Origin of the sequence: Clostridium saccharobutylicum DSM 13864 (genome assembly GCF_000473995.1) — a bacterium.
Lineage (GTDB): Bacteria > Bacillota > Clostridia > Clostridiales > Clostridiaceae > Clostridium > Clostridium saccharobutylicum.
The window spans coordinates 4,281,698-4,305,722 of sequence record NC_022571.1; the positions used below are offsets into that span (position 1 = coordinate 4,281,698).

A 24,025-nucleotide genomic window follows, 5' to 3' on the forward strand; every position below is an offset into this window, starting at 1 on the left:
GTATAATAACTTTGCAACAGTTCACCTCCTCTTTTAACTTAAAGTTTTCACTTTAATATTAATAGTATCCCTTAATCTTCAATAAATATTCATTTTTATAATTTATTTTTCAACTACAAGTTTAAATTCTTCATCCTCAAGTTTTATAGAACAGTTTCCACCCTCGCTTAATTTACCAAACAAAATTTCATCAACTAATAGTGGTTTTATCTTAGAGCTTATTATTCTAGCAATCTCCCTAGCTCCAAATTCCTGTGATGTTCCTATTTTTGCTACATGACTAATACACTCATCATTAAAGTTAATTTTTATTTTCTTAGCCGCAAGCTTATTTTTAAAGTCATTTAATTGTTTTTTAGCAATATCTAATGCCATAGAATCATTCATACTGTTAAATACAACTATCTTGTCTAATCTGTTTCTAAATTCAGGACTAAAGAACTTCTTAACTTCTTCCATTATAGCTTCACCTTTAACTTCTCTATCACCAAAACCTATAAGTCTCTTACCTATATTTCTTGCACCAGCATTTGAAGTCATTATTATTATTGCATTTCTAAAATCAGCTTTTCTACCTTTATTATCTGTCAGAGTAGCATAATCCATTACTTGAAGTAGTACACTCAAAATATCTTGATGTGCTTTTTCAATTTCATCAAGCAATAATACACAGTGAGGTTTTTTTCTTATAGAATCTGTAAGTAATCCGCCCTCTTCATATCCGACATATCCTGGAGGTGATCCTATAAGCTTTGAAGCTGCATGTTTTTCAGCATATTCACTCATATCAAATCTAATAAGTTCTATGCCCATCTTTTTAGCAAGACATCTTGCGATTTCAGTTTTACCAACTCCTGTAGGGCCAACAAATAGCATTGATGCTACTGGTTTATCTTCTTCATTCAATCCTGATCTAGACATTTTTATGCATCTTACAACTTCTTCAATTGCATTATCCTGGTGGAATATATTTTCTTTTAAATCTGCTTCAAGATGTTTTAACGAACTTATTTCACTGCTTTCCACTGTTTGCTTTGGAATACTACATACCTTAGATATTATTTCTTCAATGATTTTTTCATCAACTATAATTTTCTCATCTAAATTTTCGTTATGCATACGTGCATAAGCACCTGCTTCATCAATTATATCAACAGCTTTATCAGGTAAATATTTATCATTAATATATTTATCACTTAATTTTACTGCATCTGCAATTGCTTCATCTGTATAACTTACATTATGATATTCTTCATAATTCCTCTTAAGTCCATTTAAGATTTGTATAGCTTCATTAATAGACGGTTCTTTCACATCTATAGTTTGAAATCTCCTTGTTAATGCTTTATCTTTTTCAAAGAATTTTTTGTATTCTTCAAAAGTAGTTGCTCCAATAAATTTAATCTTTCCATCAGTTAAATATGGTTTTAACAAATTAGATGCATCTAATGCTCCACCATTCAACGATCCAGCACCAACTATGTTATGAATTTCATCAATATAAACTATAGGCTTGTGCTCTTTTCCTATTAAATCTAAAATCCTCTTTATTCTTTCCTCAAAGTCTCCTCTATATTTTGTACCAGCAATTACTGATCCAATATCTAGCGAAAACATAGAACTTCCCTTTAATTTCTCAGGAACTTTTCCTTCACTAATAAGCTTTGCTAGTCCTAAAGTAATCGCTGTTTTTCCAACACCTGATTCCCCTACATGGATAGGATTATTTTTTATCCTTCTGCAAAGTATTTGAATACTTCTTTCTAGGATATCTTCTCGTCCTATTAAAGGATCACAATGTTCTTCTTTTGCTTTTTCTATCAGATTAACTGTGAATTTGTGTAAAAACGCATCTTCTTTTTTCTTTTTAGTCTTTTCTTCACTATTAATAGGTTCTGATGGAATCTCTTCTTCTTCAAGATCTTCATGAGTTTCTTCATCATACTCTGATATTTCTTCTTCATTACTCGTATCTGCTTCATGGCATAACAAATATAATAAATCTCTTCTATTAACCCCTTCTTGCTGCAAATAGTATAGAGCATAGCTATTCTCCAAGTTAAACATTGCAGAAAGTATATGATCTACTCCTATAGCTTCTTTTCCGCTGTATTTAATCTGTTCATTAGCTGTTAAAATAACTCTCTGAAACTCTATACTCTCTTGTGGCTCACCATTTCTTGTTGTATTCACATATGTCTTTATATATGTTTTCAGATTATATCGTAAATTTTCAATACTTCCACCACATTCCTTAATTGCATGTTCTACATTTTCATCAAATGTTGCTGCATATAGTAAATGCTCAGGTGTAATATATTCCGAATTCCTTTCCTTTGCCTCTTCATAAGCTTTAAGTAATATGTTGTTAACCTCATCTGTAATTTTCATACTCTACACCTCCTCTACAGTAAGCTTAAATGGAAATCCTTGTTCCTTTGCTAAAGACATAGCATTAGCAACTTTTGTCATTGCTATATCATAGCTATAGATTCCAGCTATACCATTTCCTTTTTGATGCACATCCAGCATTATTTTTTCTGCTTCTATTAAATTTTTATTAAATACTGATACTAATATATTAATAACAAATTCCATGGTAGTATAATCATCATTATACATAACCACTTTGTAATTTTTAGGTTTCTTTATCTTTACTTTATCTTTTTGCTTTGTTGCAATGTTAGTTTCCATAATATATTACTTCATCACTCCTTGTACTTTAATATCGACTATATATATTATTTTAAATAGCTACATTTTATCACAATATTAAAATTCATACCAATGAATTTATGTTTAAAGCACATTCAAAAAAATAACACTTCCATATATCAAACCCATTTTTCATCATGCTGCATTAGGAGATTTCTCTAATAGCCAGCTATGAAACAAATCCACTTCTTTGCTTGATGAAAAATAATCATAAAATTTTGGACTTGTTATTTTCTTTCATGTGTCTAAACTAATTTTACTACACTTATTTCGTTATTTTCCACACCTATTATACTTCTTTTATTTACAATATAATCCTTTATTATATCTATCGCTTCTTCTGATATAATTTCACCTGGACATATTAAAGGTATTCCTGGTGGATATGGAATTATTGATTCTTTTGCAATTTTATTTTTGCATTTATCAACTTCACACAATTCACTATCTAAACTAAACACTTCATGCGGCTCAAATTTCTTTTCTGGAATAGTATTATAATATTTTGACCCTGAATCTCCAGCTATATTCTCTATATCTAAATCTAATATTGCTTTGTATATCTTATAAAAATCATCATCTGTATTAACAGGAGATAATATCAAAACAACACCTCTTGAAAAACTCATTTCTGCTTGTATTTTTTTACTTCTTAGATAATCAAGAAATTTATGTCCGCTATAACCTTCTGGCAATATTAATACATATCTAGACAAATCAATATCATATTGTTCAAATTTATTATTTCTCTTATCCTTATATTGTTTATTTAAATCGAATTTATTTAATATATGAACCTTGCATGTAGATTCCATTTTCTCTTTCCAAATTTCTGCTCTATCTATTAACTTTTCATAATTTTTATCACCGTAATTATCCAAATAATATCTAGCATAATCTAATGATCCCATTATTAAATACGATGGTGATGTTGTCATAAAAGTTTTTAAATAAAATTCTAACATGCTATTTTCTTCATTACCTAAAAGGTATGACCCCTGTGTTAAAGCTGGTAAAGTTTTATGTGCACTTAAAACCACATAATCCCCTAAACTTGAAACTGATTTTGGCAATCTCTTATTTATTCCAAAATGAGCTCCATGAGCGCAATCAATAATTGTTTTTAATCCTTTTTTCTTTAAATCCAATATTATTTCTTCAATATCATATGTAATTCCAAAATAGTTTGGATAAGTTAATATAATCCCTTTTACATTCTTACAACAGCTTAATGCTTTATATATATTTTCTCTATTAGGTGGAAGAAAAACTCCATTTTCGTTATCAATAATAGGCTCAATATACTTAACTTTTAATTTTCTTAAGATAAGTCCATTATAGATTGATTTATGACAATTTCTTTCAACTAAAATCTCATCCCCTTCATTAAAAGCTGAAAATATCGCTGCCAAGTTTCCTGAAGAACTTCCATTAACTAAAAAATATGCTTTTTTAGCATTGTAAGTTTTAGCCAACAATTCTTGTGCTTCTTTTATAACACCTTCTGGACAATGTAGATTATCTAGGGGATCAACTTCTGTTATATCTAAAAAGCCTAATCTTTTAACAAACTCTTCTCCAATTTCATTTCCTAAAAATGCGCTTCCACATTTATTTCCTGGCATTGAAAGAAGTAAATTTTTTTCATCATGATATTTAAGTAATTCTTCTAACAATGGTAACTTCAAAAATACCTCTCCTATCTAAAGTTTAGTTTATATAAACGAAATATACATAACCAACTTGTAACTTAGATTTATGTAGCCACTCACGGAAATCATAGATATTTGTTTCATCGGACTTATGAAATTTTTGATGGAACATACAATCTTAAAACCATCTATTAAAATTTTCAGTAACCGAAACAAATGCATGCTCCCTATTTCGGTTAACTATTACATAACTCTAAACCCCAAGTTGTTTATCTACATCTTCTTTAAATCTTCAATAAATTTTAAAACACTAGATTCATCAGTTGCCCATGATGTTACTAATCTAATCGCAGCATATTTTTCATCAATAACTCTTTCAATATTAAATGAATAATTTTCACTTAATTTCTTGATTATATCATTAGGCAAAATAGGAAATTGTTGATTTGTAGATGAATCTGTCAAAAATTCATATCCCTTTTCTTTCAAGGCATTTTTTAATAAAATAGCCATGTTATTAGCATGTTTTGCAAGTTCAAAGAATAAATCATCTTTAAACAATTCTTCAAATTGAATTCCGAGCAATCTTCCTTTTGCAAGCAATCCCCCTTTTTGCTTTATAGAATATCTAAAATCTTCTTTTAAAGAATTATTACATATAACAAGTGCCTCTCCAAAAAGAGCTCCATTTTTTGTTCCGCCAATATAAAAAGCATCTACTAAATTAGCTATATCACATAATGTCAAATCATTTTCTTCTGATAAAAGTGCAGATCCTAAACGTGCACCATCTAAATATAAAAGTAAGTTATTTCTTTTACAACACTTATGTAACTCTTCTAATTCTAATTTTGTATATAAAGTTCCAAGCTCTGTAGAATTTGATATATATACTAACTTAGGTTGAACCATATGTTCATCCGTATGAGCATCTACAACCTTTTGAATTAAATCAGATGTAAGTTTTCCATCATTAGTTTTCATAGTAATAACCTTGTGTCCTGTAGATTCAATAGCACCTGTTTCATGGCAATTGATATGAGACGTATCTGCTCCTATTGCTGCTTGATGTGGTCTTAAGAAAGCAGATATTGCAGTAAGATTCACTTGTGTTCCACCTACTAGCAAATGTATATCTACATCATCACGATCAATTTTCCTTTTTAATAAGTCTATAGCTTTCTGAGTATAGCAGTCTGTGCTGTACCCTTCTGTCTGCTCTAAATTTGTTTCTACTAGCGCATTTAATATTCTTGAATGCGCCCCTTCACTATAATCATTTCTAAAACTGTACATAATATAACCTCCACCTATGTTATTAATTTTTTTAAACATTAATCCATCTAACTCTAATAAAGAATACTTCATATAAATATCTAACATAGAACTTAAATTTATGTAATAACTAATCAAAATCAAATACTATTTTCAACTTGAATCTCTATAAGGCAGATGTAATTAGCTAAGATTTCACACTGAATAAAATCTTATAAATTCATACTTTTAACAATTATTTATAGTCATGAAATTTACTTTATTCCCATTCTATATAAATAAACAAACTACGGACTATATGTATGTTTTAAATGTATATCTAAACTAGAAATAGAGGTCATGCTTTTGTGTAGTGTTACCTCAAAATTTTCAGTAACCGAAACAAAAGCATGACCTCTATTTCGGTTAGTTATCACATAACTTCAAATTCCAAGTTGTTTATCTACAACACATATATTTTATGAACACACTTCAATTATTTGTATTGATAAATTTTTTAATACTTTTTTTCCAACTTCAAATATCATTTCCTCTGTCAATTCATCTAATCCATTAATTTCATCAATATATATTTTATAGTCTCCAAACATAGAATCATATGTAGCTAACTCTTTTGCTAACACTATGCTTTGTTCTTCTCTAAACAATCTCTTTAATTTAAAACTTTTTATTAATTGTTCCATTTGCATTCTATCTATATGATACTGTGATAATTCCACTTTTCCTATGCATTCCTTAATTAAACTTATAGCTTTATCTACATTTTCCTTAGCTGTGTTAAAAGTTATCTTATATAATTTTATATAATTTTCATTTGCAATTTTAGTAATCACATCATATATAAGTCCATTCTCAGTCCTAAGTATATCATAAAGAAGTGAATTAACTCCTTCACCAAAATATTGATTGAAAATTCTAAGGCTTTTCATTTCTATACTAGTTAGGTTATCTATTGGACATATTATTTCAACCCTACATGTTTTGATGCCATTTCTTTTATTATTAAGTACTTCTACTTTGGGATATTCATATTCGATTTTCTTACAATTCAATTTATTGCTTCCATCATTTTTATCCAACTTTACTTTCCATTGACCAAAATACTTATTTATAATATATTTAACTTTTTCAAATTCTCTTGATGAAATTACCACAATAGAAGTATTTTGTGGGAAATAATATTTATTATAAAATTTCTTTATATCACTTAATGTCATACTCTCTAAACTATTCTTAGTTCCTATAATTGGGTACTTTATTCTTCTACTATTAAAACAATTAAAAAACAGTTTATCTTCACAATATTGCTCTAATTCTTCATCCCATTCTTCAAGTTCTTGTTTTATTACATCCATTTCTTCTTTAAAACCATCATCTCCAAAAGTAGGATTAATAATTATATCTGATAATAATTCTAAACCTTTTTCTAAATCTGGTCCAAGCAAGGTCCCATAATAAATCACATATGGATAATTTGTCATAGCATTGTTAAATCCAAAAACATTAGTTAAATCTTCATTTATTTGTTTCTCCGTTCTATTTCTAGTTCCCTTATACACCATATGTTCAGTTGCGTGAGCTACACCATACTTTTCATTTTCAACTCCTGCACCTGCATCTATTGATATGCAAATTGATGTAAGTTCTGAATCAGTATGCTTATATATTAATTTAAAATTATTTTCAAAAATATATTCTTGCAATTATTTTCCCTCCCTACAAATTTTATAATTTATTTATCTGTGATAGGCAACTCTTGATTGAATGTACCTTATACATTGAAATATATATCATACTAGAAAGAACTGGTAGTCTTTTGTGCAGTATTGCATTGAGAATATGGTTGCAGGTATTTCTACAGTAGAAGTTGTTCCATTTTAATTTGTCCAAATTTTACACTTGGACAAATTAAAATGGGTGCAACTCCTACTGTTAGAAATCCGCAGCCATATTCTCTAGCAATCAAGCAACAGACTACCAGTTCTTTCGGTAAGCTTTTACATATATCTAAATTACAACTTGCCTATTTGTATACAACTATTTCTCTACAGCTTTTAATGCAATAGCACATTCAATTCTCTTCTTTTGCATTTTACATCCAATTTCATATGGAATATTCATATCACCATTGAAATTAAAGTTATTTGCTTGGCATCCACCACTACAGTAGAATTTAGCCCAACATTCTCTACACTTAGGTTTATTATATATATGAGATTTTTTAAACTTCTTAGCAAGATCAGTATCATATGTATCATCATAAATGCTGCCTAACTTAAATTCTTCTTTTCCAACAAATTGATGACATGGGTATACTTCTCCTTGTGGAGTTATTGCTACATATTCAAATCCAGCACCACAGCCTGAAATTCTCTTATAAACACATGGTCCACCTTGAAGATCTATATTAAAGTGATAGAATTTAAATTCATCATTTCCTTCTCTTTTTCTTGTTGCCATTTCTTCATATAACTTATCATAGTTATCAAATATTGTATCAATATCACTTTCTCTAAGAGCAAGTGGATGTCCATCTTCTAAAACAACAGGCTCTATAGATAATTCCCTAAAACCTTCATTAACCATAGCCATCACATCTTGATAAAAATCAGTATTTTCTCTTGTGAAAGTCCCTCTTACATAGTAAGTCTTTCCTGGTGTTCTTCTCTTAATCATTTCTTTAATATTAGGAACTATATCATCATAAGAACCACTCTTATCAGGTTTAATTCTAACATTATCATTAACTTCTTTTCTACCATCTAAAGAAAGAATTATATTTCCCATTTCTTTATCCATATAATCCATCATTTCAGGAGTTAAAAGGGTAGCATTAGTAGTCATAGTAAATCTAATTCTCTTACCCCATTTTTCTTCATTATCTCTTGCATACGCAATTATTTCTTTTATAGTATCCATGATTAAAGTTGGTTCTCCACCAAATAAATCAATTTCTATATTTTTTCTTGGACCACTTCTCTTAATTACGTAATCAATAGCTTTTTTAGCAGTATCAGCACTCATGACACCACCATGTCCATGATATTCACCTTCATCTGCGAAGCAATATTTACATCTTAAGTTACATCCATGAATTACATTTAAACAAATAGCCTTTATATAATCTCTATCTTCCATAGAACTATGAGCTATATCTTCATATTGATCTTCTGAATATAGAATTCCATCCTCAGCTAATTCTTGAATTTCATCATAAGCTTCTGAAAGTTCTTCTTCATCATACTTGCCTTTAAGACTTTCCAATATTTCTTTTTTATTTCTTAATTTATCATCATCTAATATGTCATAGACTAATTCGTCTACTACATGAACTGCACCAGTATTTACATCTAAAACAAAATAATTTTCGCCTTGTTTGAATTTATGTATCAAAGCCAATTTAAATTCCTCCTAATATACAAAGTAAGCAGCAACTATATAGTTACTGCTCGAAAAATTAGTTTTCGCACTCTAAGTTTGCAACTGTACAAGATGTTTTACAAGCTGATTGACATGAGTTTGCACATTCCTTACATCCTGGTTTACATAAACTATTCTTAATATTTGGTTTGTTTATAGTTTTTATGTGTTTCATTACAAAAACCCTCCATTTTTAAATATACTAGATAATTATAGCATAATATCCATCACTATTAAAGAATTAGTGCTATCTCTTTTTATCAAATATAGACACAAATTATTCATTTTTATAAATAAACCATACAAAAATAAATACTTGCTAAATAGTACTAAAAATAGCTGCACATATGTGTATCTAAATTTTTCATACTATAAAACAAGTATTTATTATACTCTTATAAATCTTTCCCTAATATTAACATACCTATATTATTGTGTAGTTAGAATTACAATTAATTGAATTAATTATAAATGTGTAATCTGAATTATATTAATTTCAAATATCTGTTTTTAATCTTTAAGCATATATAATACTATAAATATGTCATAACCACAGTTGATTTAATATTATTTACCCCTTAGGCTTTTAATTAACACCTATGCGTAAATTATATCTACATTTCTTCTATTTGTATATTATACTAAAGTATACTTTTTAATAACATAGAGCATATTTTTAAAAATAACTAATCCATCTGCCAAGCCCATTTTTCATAATGACACTTTAGACTTGTTATTTTCTTTCATGTGCCTAAAAGAAACTAATAGAACTATATTATGCCCTTTTCTTTTAAAATATTTAATGCAGTTGTTTTATTTTTTACTTCTAGTTTAGAATAAACAGCTGCAATATGCTTCTTTACTGTAATCAAAGCAATATTTAGTTTTTCAGAAATCTCACTTTGCTTATATCCTTTATTCACTAAATTCATTACTTCACTTTCTCTTGGTGTTAATTCTATTTTTTCATCATCACTATAATTTTTCATGTACATATAGTTAAACTTTTCACAATTAGGCAGCAAAACTTTCACATATTCCTCTTCTTTTTCTATATGTCTCAAAATAGGTAATATATACGGTGCTAACTCTGCAAAACACATTACAACATGATCCTCTTTAGCATACGATATAGCTTTCATTAATGAATCTTTAGCTTTTTCAATCCCGTATAGATTATATTTTGCAATTGAGTCAAATATATATGAATATATAATTCCAAACATACCATTTTTATTTTTACAAACTTCTAACATTGTTTCTGCTTGAACTTCTAATTCAATATAGCTTTCTTTAAGCATCATAGCTAATGCTGATACAATATATCTCAAAGTTATAACCGGTGAAATATTTTGCATCTTAGGTCTTTCATAATTTTTAACACATTTATTTATTTCTTCTAAATTTCCAGTAATTCCATATATATATCCCATAGGTATTTCTTCACCTTTTAGAAAACTCGGAATATTAAGTTTTTGATATTCCTTAATTAATATTTCTAGCTTACTTGTAGCCTCACGTCTATTATTTTTATTCAAACAAATCCTCATCAAAAGGAAAAGTGAACAAATTATAATACTTGTCTGTTTTTTTATTTTTGCTTTATGTAATGCTTTATACGCAAACAATTCTGCCTCATCTACATTTCCAGTTTCAAAAAGATATTCTGCTTTTATTAAATAATTTGATCCTGTAGCTCCACCGTTAGATATGCGAATGAAATACTTTATTCCTTTTTCAAAACACTCTGCTGATTCTTTTAATTTTCCCCGTTCCCTATAATATAAGCATAAAAAATGTGGAGATCCAAAAGTAACTGGCATCTTATCATTTGCTATCTTAGAAGTTCCCCCATTAAAAAATTCATAAGCTTTCTTATGATACTCAATCATCTTTTCTACATCATTCATGCTTAAAAGACTCTCCAAGAATGCAATTTCACCCAGCACTTGGTTCTTATCTTTAAGATTTTCATCTTTCTCATAGATAGATTTTGCTTCATATAGACGTTCCCTAGCAATCACACCATTCCCATAAAGTATGTAAAAAAATAAATATGTTAAATAAGCTACAGGCCTATTTATTTTTTCGTTAATATTTAATTCGTCAAAAACTGAATTTATAATTCTTTGCCATAGGCTGGTAAGATCTATTGTATAATTTCTTTCCATTAAATCAAGAACGCGCTTAAAGTTCTTTGCTTTATAATAATATTTTATTGCTTGTATATCTTCGTTATTTTTTGAATACCAATCACCGCTTGCATTATTTACTTTATTAAAATCTATATTAGAATATAAAAGTTCTTCTTGTAATGCACTCTTTAAAATAGAATGCATTGTATATAGCTTCGATTTCGAATCATATCTTATAAAACAGTTATTTGAGATTAAATTTTTAATTATTAACCTGCATTTTTGATTTCCAGTAATATATATAGCTTGCTCTAATGTAAAGTTCTCAACTAATGCAAGTTTTAAAAGTATTTCTTTTGTTGTTTCATCAAACTTATCATACGCAGCAATTTTAATCAATTCCGTCGCTTTTGGTATATCATCAAAAGTATTTTCATTATGATATTGAAGTAATGCAAGATAAGTAGCAGATGGCCATCCACCCGTATATTCATATACTTCTTTTTTTTCTTTATAGCTTAATTTTATTCCATTAAGTTTAAAGAATTCTACAGTTTCTTCAAATGTAAATGATATATCATCCTGCCACATTATTATGCATTTTTGCTTTAATTCAAGCTCAATATATTCATTTGATGGTCTATTACGACTTATTATAACAATATGTAAATTAAATATTTCTTCTAAACATATAGTTTTTAAAAAATCATTAATATATTCATTTTCTTTATCATACCAGTCATCGATAACTATAACAGTTTTTTGCTTCAATTCATCCTTTATTATATCTATAATTTCATAGACATAATTATCATTTTTAGGGAATCCATACTCACTAAGTCTCTCACTAAGACTTAAATTTGAGCTTTTAATTGATTTACAAAATTTATACCACATCCAAATATCATCGTTCTTTTTATTACCTACATCAAACCAAATAGTTTGTATTTCTTTTTTATTTTCCAAAAAATTTCTTACTGAAGTTGTTTTACCATATCCCATGGGTGCTGAAATAAAAAACACAGGCACCTCAAAAATTTGAGATAACATACTAGTAATACGCTTTCTATGTACTAATTTAGGCCTAAAGATTCCTTTCGTCATAAATAATTATCACCCTTAATATAAATCATTATGCTTAGTAACATAATTAAATTTTTATGTTTATAAACTACCATACTATTCCAAATAATACTACACATTTTAATATTAATATACATATTATATAGTTTTCTAAATTACATACCAATACTTTACCACACCTAATACTCAACTTCAAACCTTTCTTTTGTATAATTTAACTGTTCATATTAAAGTCTTTATATGATATACGAATAGCAATTCCAGCTTCATCAAATTTATAGTTTGTACTATTAATTGAACTTTTATTATTAACTTAATTCATACCTACAGTATAAAAGGCTTCTGCCATCTCGCTAGAATCTTTGTTAATTCTTATTCACTTCTAAAAAAATAAAAATAGTCTTCAACATTAAAGACAAGTTAATGTTGAAGACTACTTATAATGTATAATTTTACTATTGTGTTTTAAGACACATGAAAGAAAATATCAGGTTCAAAATATCATGATTTTTTTTAAATGTGCGTAAATATTATCCGCAAAAAATTCTATAATTCAATAACTCTACTTAAAAGTTGATTACTTCTCTTTATAAACTCATCCATTTCATTTGCATCCAATTCCTTATTAGCTATTTTAGCTAAATCCATAATATGTTCACAAATTGTCCTAACTTCATCTTTTTTAGAATCATCCTTAGAAACTTCTACAAGCTTCTTAATTATAGTATTTTTATTATTTACTACTAAAGTTTTTTCTTCATTGAACATTCCTGGAAAATTCATTCCTGATTTTGCATACATCTTGCTCATTTGAGCCATTCTTCTTGATTCTTCTGAAACTAAAATAAGTGCTGGTGTTTCTGTATTTTTCAATGCTTCAACTGATAATTTATTAACCTTTTCACCAAGAGCAGTCTTAAATACATGTTCTATTTCCTTATTTAATGCTTTTTGAGTTTCATCATTTTCATCAGTCTTTGATCCTAAAGTATCTGAAATATCAGAATCAATTCTATTAAATTTCACTCCTGATTCATGCATTTCTAAAAATGAAATAAAATGATCATCTAAACTACAATTCAATATCACTGCATCCAAATCATATTCTTTAAACATTTTAATATATTGAGATTGTTGTTTTTCATCATTGACATAAAATACTTTATTTTCATGCTTTTCTTTGTTAGCTTCAAGATAATCTTTTAATGTTACAAACTCGTCTTTTAAGTTTTTAAAGATTATTATATCTTTAATTTTTTCATAGAATTTTTGATCTCTTAAACAACCATATTTAATAAATATTTGTATATCTGGCCAAAACTTATTAAATTCTTCTCTACTATTTTTAAATAAGTCAACTAATTTATCTGCAACCTTTTTAATTATATGGTTAGAAATCTTAGAAACTTCTTTATCATTTTGAAGGAAACTTCTTGATACATTTAGAGGTAAATCCGGACAATCTATAGTTCCCTTTAGTAATAATAAGAAATCTGGAATTACTTCTTTTATATTATCTGCAACAAACACTTGATTATTATAAAGTTTTACTTGCCCTTCTGTTGCTTCAAATTCATGAGTTAATTTAGGAAAATATAATATTCCTTTTAAATTAAATGGATAATCAACATTTAAATGAATCCAAAATAATGGTTCATTAAAATCCATAAATACTTTTCTGTAAAAATCTTTATATTCTTCATCAGTACAATCTTTAGGTGCTTTAATCCATAAAGGCTTTGTATCGTTCAAAGGTTTTGGTGCTTCTGGCTCTACTAATTCTTGATATTCAGTACCATCTTCCTTTTTCTTTGTTACATATTTAGGTTCTTCTTTTGGTTTATTTTCATCTTCTAAATATATTTCTGTAGGTAAAAATGAACAATACTTCTTTATTATTTCTCTAACTTTATATTCTTCTAAGAACTCTTTACTTTCTTCATTAATATATAATGTTATAGTTGTCCCTCTTGTAGTTCTCTCTTCAGACGTAGATATTTCATACTCAGTGCCACCTTCATTACAAACCCATTTTACTGCTTCAGCTTCACTTTTATATGATAATGTATCTATTTGAACTTTGTCAGAAACCATGAATGTTGAATAAAATCCAAGACCAAAATGACCTATTATATCCTTACCTTCATCCATTTTATCTTTATATTTTTCCACAAAATCTGTTGCTCCTGAGAAAGCAACTTGAGTAATGTATTTTTTTACTTCTTCTTCAGTCATTCCAATACCATTATCTATAAATTTCAAAGTTTTATTTTCCTTATTTATAGATACAGTCACTTTATACGATTCCTCTTTATCTATATTAGCTTCGCCTAAAGAAACTAGTCTTTGAAACTTACTTATTGCATCACATGCATTACTTATAACTTCTCTAATAAAAATGTCTTTGTCAGAGTATAGCCATTTCTTAATAATGGGAAATATATTCTCTGTATCAATTGAAATATTACCATTTTCTTTTATCATTATAACCACTCCTCTTATTTTTCTAGAAAATATTTTAGCCTAACATATGCTAATTGTCAAATTGTTCTTTAAATAGTTTAACAATGGATACTTACATCATTGTATATAATAATCTATATACTTAGCATGTCTTATTATAAAGATACAGTTTATACTTCATTATCTTCAATATACTCTATGAAATGTCTAACTATTTCTGGATCAAATTGCTTTCCTGCATGTTTTTTCAATTCACTTATGGCTTTCTTTTTATCAATCGCTTTTCTATAGATCTTATCCCGAGTCATAATATCATAGGAATCTACTACGTTTATTATTCTTGCCATTAATGGTATTTCTTCACCTTTTAAACCTAAAGGATATCCACTTCCATCCCATTTTTCATGATGTGTTAATACGCTCTTAGCTACATTTCCAAGTTCACTAGACGCATTAATGATTCTATATCCAATTTCTGTATGAGTCTTCATTATTTCAAACTCTTCATCTGTAAGCTTTCCAGGCTTTAATAGAATCTCTTCATTAATTCCTATCTTTCCTATATCATGAAGACTTGCTACTAAAATTAATTCATCTAAATCTGAAATTTTTAGTTTCATTTTTTCCCCTAAAGCTAGAGCATATTTTTGTACTCGTTCAGCATGTTCATTAGTCTCCATATTCTTTTCTTCTAAACTTTTTCTAAGGGATTCCATAATTGAACTTTTGATACTCTTTTTATCCAATAGCTTCTGACGATATACCTTTTCTTCTACCTTCTTAATACAATTGTATATATCATCTTTCAAATCATATTTCACGCTTTCCCCAAGTGCTATACTTAATTGTATGAAATCTGATTCCGTTTCTTCACATTTCCTTCGAATATCTCTAATAACTGCTTCACATTTAGATTGGCCACTATTTGGTAACAGAATTATAAATTCATCTCCCCCCCATCTAAATACATATCCTTGTAAATCACATATGTGTTTTAATATATTAGATATATTTTTTAATAATTTATCGCCTTCCAAATGGCCTAATGTATCATTAACTAACTTAAGACCATTAACATCTCCCATAATTATTCCCAATGGAAGATACTTTTCATAGTTTAATTCTTTAATCTTTTCTTCAAAGCTATATCTATTATATGTTCCTGTAAGTATATCAGTTTGGCTTAGATATCTTAACTTTTCTTCCATGTTCTTTCTTTCAGTTATATCTCTAGATAATCCAACTACCCCCCAAACTTCTCCATCATCATTTATGACAGGTATCTTAATATTTTCTTCTATTCTTTCTTCCCCATTTTCATCCTTCACCTTATCTTCATAGTATTTAGCTTTCTTCGTACTAATAATTTTTTTATCTAGTTCTATAAATTTTACTGCCGTTTCCTTATCGTCATATATTTCTATATCGCTTTTCCCAATTATATCAGTTACGCCTTTTTTATTATAAAATTCCCTAAACTTCTTATTATATCCTATAAATCTACTTTCTGTATCTTTATAAAAAATGGATTCTGGCACTGCATCTATTATTGTTCTCAATATATTCTTTTGATTTTCTATATAAATTTCTCTTTCTTTTCTATCATTTATATCCATAACGATGCCTGCTACCGCTTTATTATGGCCATTATCATCTTTTATGGGGAATATATAACATTCAATAAATGAGCCGTTCACTATTCCTTCTACTACACATACATTTGAACTTTGCAAACACTCTTTTACATTTTTGTTATATATGTTAACTTTTTCTGGCAAAAAAACTTCTTCACTATATTTTCCAATGGCCTCTTCTAATTTTATCTTAAACTTATCTTCATAATGTTTGTTTAGATATAATATTTTAGAGTCAATTCCTTCAATCCAAACTGGCCAAGGCAAATTATTTAAAAATAACTTATATGTTTTTAACATATCAACTTGTTGCATAACTTAACTTTCCCCTTTATTTCTGATTATATCACTTATATATAATTTTACTATTTATTAACTAAAACGTCTACTAAAGTAAATACATCCATATAACTAACATTATTTTCAATTATATAATTTTTTAATTTACTTGTTACATATTACAAACTTAAAATACAAATTAGGTACCTGTTATGTTAAAATTCATTAATATTTTTAACAATAACATAATTATAAGCTTAAATTTATTTTTCAATATAGAATATATTATAAATAAAAATAAATCGACTATATAGATACCCAATATATCTACATAGCCGATTTATAATACGGTATATAAAGTAAAATAACAATTCCAAATCTAACATGAATATTTTTCATCAGATAATTAAGCAAAGTGCCATCATAGTAAATCTATTGTAGTATTTTACCGACGCTAGATCATGAAAAATATTCTGACAGATGGACTTGTTATCTTTTAATGTTCCTACTAACCTATATTTTTAATTAAATTCATTATCAATAACATTCTTATACGCTATATATGTTGCATATAAATATCCACCATAAACTATAATCATTATTAAGGCTGTCACTAATATAGAATTTAATTCACTTCCTGTTCCTAATGCAATTAGATAATTGTTTACCACATTGATTCCAACATATGAATGAACTATCGCAACTGCTAAAGGTAATGCAAAAAACACTGATACCTGCTTAAATATACTTTTGTTGACCATACTTTTGGTTGCACCAATTTTTCTTAATGCTCTATATCTCTCTATTGAATCATTACAATGAGATAATTGCTGTAGTGCAAGCACTGCTGCACTTGCTAATAAGAATATTATTCCTATATAAACAGCTATAAATAATACTATTGATGATATTCCTCTATTAGCATCATATGCCATTTCCCTAGTTTCACCATAGATACCATAACTCAAATCCTTATATTTTTCTCCATCAAATCTAAAATCATTTAATATAGTAGTTAATTTTTCTTTACCTTCTACTTTATTATCACCAGAAAAATTCAAATTCAGTACTTCTCCTGATGATTTTAATCCACTTACCACATAATCTGGGACTATTAAAGTAAATAAACTATCACTTGAAGGTGATGTTGAAAAAGCTTCAGTTTTAATTTTCTTTTCCTTTATTTTAAATTCCTTATCACCTATTTTTATTGAATTTTCTTTTTCCATAAATGCATTTAAAATATTCTTTAGTGGTTCATAATTAGAACACATCAATACTTCATCATCTTTTAAATCTACGGGTGCTTCACCTTTTATCTTTTGCATATTATTATACTCAGATAATTTAATCATATTGGTTTTATCAAATGTTCTAATATCTAAAATTTCTTTTTGATCATTAGTTGTTGTATATTTTTCTAATAAATCTCTAGTACTCATATTATATACATATTGATTAAGTACAGTATAATTTGAATATTCATCCAAGTTATAATTTAATTGTTTTAGTATATTAACTGGTGAAAGTACATTATCATTTTCCCTGTCAAACACTTGAACAGATGCATCAAATGGTGTCTGATTTTTTAATTCAGATTCCATGCAATTTTTAATAGTAAGTCCACTTGCTAAAGTTCCTATTGTTATAAACAACATTAAGCAGATAATTGTCATGGAAATGAAGTTAGTATTAAATTTACTTGAAATCTGTTTAACACTGAAGATATTTAATCTATTTAAATAGAAATTTTTGTTCTTCTCAAGTATAAAAAATGTAACCGAGGCAATTCCATAAAAGAAAAATGCTGTTCCTATAACCCCAAGTATAATTGACAATTTAAATTTATTATCTAAAAAATTTAAACCAACCTTATTTACTAAGTAATATGCATATCCCAACGCAATAAACGAAACAATTAATATTCCTGTTGCTAAATAAGGATTTCTAACTTTTATTTTTTCATTTTTCTTCTCTGCACGAATAAGATCAATTAATTTGTACCTTGAAACAATAATTACATTAAATATCATGACTACTAAGTACATTAGACCAAAATATAAAATTGTTTTTAAGATTGCACTAGTCGAAATAACAAAACTATATTTGGTCATTTCAACTGCAAAAAGTTTAGCTGTAAATATTGATAATATTTGCGCAAATAATACTCCCAGTAAAAGTCCTGCTAATAATGATACAATTCCCATGTATAATGTTTCAAAAAATAATATTTTTGACATCTTTCTTTTAGACATGCCTAAAATCATATATATACCAAATTCTTTTTTTCTTCTATCAATCAAAAATTTAGTTGCATATATTATTAATCCTCCAAGAATTACAGATACACCAATAGACATAGTTGAAATTATTTGTCCCATAGTCTTAACATATTCCTGCTGACCTTTATTCATATCTGCCATAACGGATTGTGAATCAATTGAATTAAAACTATAGAATATACACACTGCAAATGTTAATGTTAAAAAATAAATAGCATAATCCTTGAAACTTTTCTTTACATTATTTAACGATATCTTAAAATACATCTTTAGAGTCACCTCCAAGAAGAGTAACAACATCTATTATCTTATTAAAGAATTCCTTTCTAGAATCATTTCCTCTAATAAGTTCATTAAATATTTTTCCATCCTTTATAAACAAAATTCTATGGGCATAGCTTGCAGTAAATGCATCATGAGTTACCATTAATATAGTTGATTCTAGTTCTTTATTTAATTTTTCAATTGAATTTAAAAGTAGTTTAGCGGCTTTAGAATCAAGTGCTCCTGTTGGTTCATCTGCTAAAATAAGTTTAGGGTTATTTACAATTGCTCTTGCTGCTGCTACTCTTTGTTTTTGTCCTCCAGACATCTGATATGGATATTTATTCAAAACACTTGATATGTCTAAATTCTCAGCAGATTTTTTAACCAACTCGTCTACTTCAGTCCCTTTTTTCCCTGCTATAGTCAAAGCTAAAGCAATATTCTCATAAGCTGTTAGCGTATCTAATAAATTAAAATCCTGAAATATAAATCCAAGCTTATCCCTTCTAAACCTCTCAAGTTTTTTACTCTTTAATCTTGTGATGTCATCACCATCAATTATAATAGCTCCTGTTGTTACATTATCTATAGTAGATATGCAATTCAAAAGAGTAGTCTTTCCACTTCCCGAAGGTCCCATAATACCAACAAATTCACCTTTTTCAACTTTAAAACTTATATTATCAATTGCTTTAGTTACATTTTCCTTGTTTCCATAATATTTTTCTATATTTTCTACGTTTAATATATTTCCCATTGTTTCCCTCCAAATATAATATCCTTATAATTATTTTTCATGTGTCTTAACTCTATGAATATATTCTAATTCAATAGAGTAATTTCTCATATCGAAGTATCTTTCAACCATCTTACATTATTGTAAGATAACATTAGGCACATTCAAAAAAATAACAAATCCATCTGCCAAGCCTATTTTTCATAAGAGGAAGCTCGATTCGCATACGCTCACTGAGTAAGCGATTCACACCAAATCATAGATTTGGGTTCTCTGCTCATCAGCAAATCCCTCTAATAGCTCGCTATGAGACAAATCTGCTTCCTTGCCTGATGAAAATAGCCATGACATTTTGAACTTGTTATTTTCTTTCATGTGCCTTATAAAAAGAGGCTACATTTCATATTACTTAAAACTCGTAAATTTCCCTATGGGAAAGATTATATTAACCTTAGTGCCTTCACCCTCTACAGAATATAATGATATTCCAATCCCTAATTTTTCGCAAAGCTTTTTACATAGATAAAGTCCTATGCCTGTAGACTTCCCATATACTCTTCCATTTTCTCCTGTAAATCCTTTATCAAAAACTCTACCAACATCATTTATAGGTATGCCAATTCCATTATCTTCAATAGTTAATATTACATTGTCCTTTCCTTCGTTTGTATACACTTTTAACAATGCATTTCTATCTTTACAATATTTTATTGAATTTATAATTATCTGATTTACAATAAACTTTATCCACTTAATATCTGTTATTGCTTTTCCTAAAACTTGTTCAATATCAACAGAAATCTTCTTATTTATAAAATCACGTCTATTATTTCTAATAACTTCTTTAATAACTTCTTTTATTTCAAATTCTTTCACTATATAATCATTGTTAACATCTGTACTTCTAGAATAATAAAGTGCTTGATTTATATATTCTTCAATTTTTCTAAGTTCATCTCCTACTGAGTTTTTTTCTCTGCTTTCACTGTTTTCTATAATCAGCTTTGAAGATGATATAGGAGTCTTTATTTCGTGAACCCATGCCTCAATATATTCTCTATATTCCTTTTGAAGATTTTTATAAAAATTAACATGTTCATGCATATTTCTATTACATTCACGTAATACTTCATAAATAATCTTCCCCTCATAATAATTAGGTGATTTTATGACCTCAGGCAATAAGTACTTTTTATCTAATTCATTAATAATTCCACATATATCATCATAAAATCTTTTCTTCACAATAAAATCCATTATAATATAAATTATTAAAGGAAAAAACCAAATAATAAAAATACTTAACAATATTATAGAAGACATTCCAGCTATGCTCATAAAAACTAAAAATAAAAGATATATTATCAAATTAATTATTATATAAGGTAATTTTGAAAAAAAGTATTCTTTTATTTTCATAATAATATGTACCCAAGTCCTCTCTTAGTTTCTATTCCATCTTTAAAACCAATCTCTTGTAATTTCTTTCTAAGTCTTGTGACATTAACCGATAATGTATTATCATCAATATACAGATCGGAATTCCACAAATAATCCATCAAATCTTCCCTGCTAACTATGCATCCCTTATTTTTCATAAGGCAAAGTAATATTTTAAGTTCATTTTTTGTAAGTTCAATTTCTTTTCCATTAAAACTTATACTTGCATTAGTAACATTAAGTTTTAATCCCTTATGTTCAATAATCTCATAACACGCATTATTCCCACAAGTTCTCCTCAAAACAGCTGATATTCTTGCGAGTAATATTTGAGTATTATATGGTTTAGTTACAAAATCATCTGCACCTAAATTCATACTCATAATTTCATCCATTTCACTATCTCTACTTGTTACTATTATTATAGGTATGTCCTTATCTTTTCTAATTTCTCTACATATATAATACCCATCATAATAAGGAAGATTTATATCAAGCAAAATTAAATCCGGTTCATCCTTTACTGCTATTTCTACTATATTTTCAAAATTAGTTGGTGCATAAGCTTCATAACCATAACGAACGAGAAATTCTATAAGTTCTTTTTTAATATTTTCATTATCTTCTATTATCATAATTTTAGCCATTTTATGCCTCCTATATAATTCTTATTATATTTTTTCCTATATAACCACAAATTCTTAACTTTCCATTTTGTTATTTAATAATAAAAATAAAGATAACAGATAATATTGTGTTCTTTTATACTATCTGCTATCTTATTTCTACATTAATACATTATTTACCTTCATACAAAAAATTTTAGTGCATAAAACATCTTTCAATATTTAAGTTAAAAAAATCATTTTTATTATTTACAAATTGTTTTAATATCTATTTAGCAATTTAATCTTTATAGTATTTTTTATTATAATAATCTCTATACTGCCTAACAATTTATTGCTCCTACTAAATTAACTAGATGCTCTCCTTCTTCTTCTAATCTTAAAGTAGTTTCATTTTGTATTTCAATCGAATTCTCTAGATCCTTCAAGCCATTTGTGCAACCTTCAGATGAGTTATGTATATCTTCTATTACACTTATAATATCAGTTTTTTGTATCTCCATCTGTTTTCTCACTTTATCAAACTCTAAACCTATAGATTTTATATTCTCAACAGCTTCCGATATATTTATAAACTTTTTATGTGTTTCCTCCACTACTAATTTTTGTTCATCTATTTTTTCTAAAACACTTCCTATCTTATAACCTGTTTCATCTGTAGTATCTGCTAAGTTACTAATTGATTGGTCAATTTGATTTACAAATGTGTTAGTATTTTCTGCAAGTTTTCTAATCTCTTCAGCAACAACAGCAAATCCCTTTCCGCTTTCTCCAGCTCTGGCAGCTTCTATACTAGCATTAAGTGCTAATAAATTTGTTTGCTCCGCAATGCTCTTAATCATTTCACTAGCTGAAAGTACTTTTTCTGTACTATTCTTATTTTGCTGCACTGAGCCTTCTATTTGCTTTGAAAGTTGTATCAATTGAGTAGTCTTCTCCAGAAGCGCATCCATCATATCCTTACCATCTTCATTAAGTCTTGACACTTGCTTTTCTCCAATATTAAGCCTATCTAGAACTTCTTGTTGATTTTTTATTAAGTCTTCTAAATAACTACTGCTTGATACCCCCTTGTCTATACATTCTAATTGTATTTGTACATCTTTAATCATCTTGTCCATTATTATCTTAATTTCATCTACATTTTTAGAAGATACTTGTATATTATTATTTAATACTTTTGAGAAATTCTTAACATTATTTGACGCTTCTTTTTCTTTAACAATAGCTTCTTTTAAACTCTCCATAGCTGTATCTAATGTTCTTGACAATACACCAATTTCGTCTTTTCTAGTTAACAGATTGTCCCCTAATTTTTCTTCCATATTTCCTTTTTCGAGTTGATTAATTAAATTTTTAAGTGGCTTTGAAATTTTTCTACTTATAACAACTCCAAATCCAATTAATATTAGTATATCGATAGTTAGTAACGCTATTTGTATATTTTTTAGTTTATTTACTTTATTATTTGAAACTTCCTCAGCAATTAAAGTAGCTTCATCTGTTAAATTAAAATATTCCTCGCTTTGTGATAATAAATCTTCAGTAGATTTTCCATTTCTAAAAGCATAAATATTATCTTTCAGGTTATTCCATTTTGTTTGTACCTGATTCATTTTATTTATAAATTTTTCATCTGTTGCTTTAGGTAATCCTAAAGTTTCATCTCCATTTATAAGTCCATTAACTATACTATCTAATTTTTCTACCAATTTATCTGATTGCTTATTAGATAATTCAAGCTTAACTAACCTTTGTGTGCCTCCCCTTACAGTTCCAGCATAATTAATAACTTTTCCATCTCCTTGCATAACATCTATAGAATTTAATAATATTACATTACTTATAAATAATATTATAATTAAAATTCCTATCATATGTCTTAAAATCGTACTTATTTTCATTGGTTTATCTCTCCTTAACAATAATGTTTTAATAACATTTTGATATCTACAGTCTAATTTTCCATATATACTATTTTAACCAATTAAGTATTATTTTTCAACAAAATGCATAAT

The 24,025-nt window shown here is 27.5% G+C and carries 15 protein-coding genes; all 15 read right to left on the bottom strand.

Features of this window, described 5'->3' with window-relative positions; all coding sequences use genetic code 11:
• Positions 1-102: 102 nt before the first annotated feature.
• A complete protein-coding gene (gene clpA, locus CLSA_RS18635) occupies positions 103-2,391 on the bottom strand; it encodes an ATP-dependent Clp protease ATP-binding subunit ClpA (protein ID WP_022748979.1) in 2,289 nt (762 codons plus the stop codon).
• A gap of 3 nt (positions 2,392-2,394) precedes the next feature.
• Positions 2,395-2,694 carry an ATP-dependent Clp protease adaptor ClpS gene (locus CLSA_RS18640; RefSeq protein ID WP_022748982.1) on the bottom strand — a complete coding sequence of 100 codons (300 nt, stop codon included), beginning with the start codon at positions 2,692-2,694 and terminating at the stop codon, positions 2,395-2,397.
• A 266-nt stretch (positions 2,695-2,960) separates the two neighbouring features.
• On the bottom strand, positions 2,961-4,403 hold the full coding sequence (locus CLSA_RS18645) for an aminotransferase class I/II-fold pyridoxal phosphate-dependent enzyme (protein ID WP_022748984.1): 1,443 nt from the start codon (positions 4,401-4,403) through the stop codon (positions 2,961-2,963).
• A gap of 237 nt (positions 4,404-4,640) precedes the next feature.
• Positions 4,641-5,663, bottom strand: a complete 1,023-nt coding sequence (locus CLSA_RS18650; RefSeq protein ID WP_041716364.1) for a threonine aldolase family protein — start codon at positions 5,661-5,663, stop codon at positions 4,641-4,643.
• 437 nt (positions 5,664-6,100) lie between these two features.
• Positions 6,101-7,345 (bottom strand): M16 family metallopeptidase, encoded by a 1,245-nt coding sequence (locus CLSA_RS18655; protein WP_022748990.1) that lies wholly within the window; start codon positions 7,343-7,345, stop codon positions 6,101-6,103.
• Between the two features lie 334 nt (positions 7,346-7,679).
• Positions 7,680-9,041, bottom strand: a complete 1,362-nt coding sequence (gene scfB / locus CLSA_RS18660; protein ID WP_022748994.1) for a thioether cross-link-forming SCIFF peptide maturase — start codon at positions 9,039-9,041, stop codon at positions 7,680-7,682.
• A gap of 58 nt (positions 9,042-9,099) precedes the next feature.
• Positions 9,100-9,237 carry a six-cysteine ranthipeptide SCIFF gene (gene scfA, locus CLSA_RS18665; protein WP_009172015.1) on the bottom strand — a complete coding sequence of 46 codons (138 nt, stop codon included), beginning with the start codon at positions 9,235-9,237 and terminating at the stop codon, positions 9,100-9,102.
• A 595-nt stretch (positions 9,238-9,832) separates the two neighbouring features.
• Positions 9,833-12,301: a helix-turn-helix transcriptional regulator gene (locus tag CLSA_RS18670; protein WP_022748997.1), complete on the bottom strand. Its 2,469-nt coding sequence runs from the start codon at positions 12,299-12,301 to the stop codon at positions 9,833-9,835.
• A 525-nt stretch (positions 12,302-12,826) separates the two neighbouring features.
• The gene (gene htpG / locus CLSA_RS18675) at positions 12,827-14,764 is read right to left on the bottom strand and encodes a molecular chaperone HtpG (protein WP_022749000.1); all 1,938 of its coding nucleotides are present in this window, start codon (positions 14,762-14,764) and stop codon (positions 12,827-12,829) included.
• 149 nt (positions 14,765-14,913) lie between these two features.
• Positions 14,914-16,692: a sensor domain-containing diguanylate cyclase/phosphohydrolase gene (locus CLSA_RS18680; protein ID WP_022749004.1), complete on the bottom strand. Its 1,779-nt coding sequence runs from the start codon at positions 16,690-16,692 to the stop codon at positions 14,914-14,916.
• A 485-nt stretch (positions 16,693-17,177) separates the two neighbouring features.
• Entirely contained in the window at positions 17,178-19,205 is a 2,028-nt protein-coding gene (locus tag CLSA_RS18685; protein ID WP_022749007.1) for an FtsX-like permease family protein, read from the bottom strand.
• Positions 19,195-19,962, bottom strand: a complete 768-nt coding sequence (locus CLSA_RS18690; protein ID WP_022749011.1) for an ABC transporter ATP-binding protein — start codon at positions 19,960-19,962, stop codon at positions 19,195-19,197. The genes CLSA_RS18685 and CLSA_RS18690 overlap by 11 nt, the downstream gene beginning before the upstream one ends.
• A 384-nt stretch (positions 19,963-20,346) precedes the next feature.
• On the bottom strand, positions 20,347-21,360 hold the full coding sequence (locus CLSA_RS18695) for a sensor histidine kinase (RefSeq protein ID WP_022749019.1): 1,014 nt from the start codon (positions 21,358-21,360) through the stop codon (positions 20,347-20,349).
• Positions 21,357-22,028: a response regulator transcription factor gene (locus CLSA_RS18700; protein WP_022749023.1), complete on the bottom strand. Its 672-nt coding sequence runs from the start codon at positions 22,026-22,028 to the stop codon at positions 21,357-21,359. The genes CLSA_RS18695 and CLSA_RS18700 overlap by 4 nt, the downstream gene beginning before the upstream one ends.
• Before the next feature lie 302 nt (positions 22,029-22,330).
• The gene (locus CLSA_RS18705; RefSeq protein WP_022749027.1) at positions 22,331-23,911 is read right to left on the bottom strand and encodes a methyl-accepting chemotaxis protein; all 1,581 of its coding nucleotides are present in this window, start codon (positions 23,909-23,911) and stop codon (positions 22,331-22,333) included.
• Between the last annotated feature and the right edge of the window lie 114 nt (positions 23,912-24,025).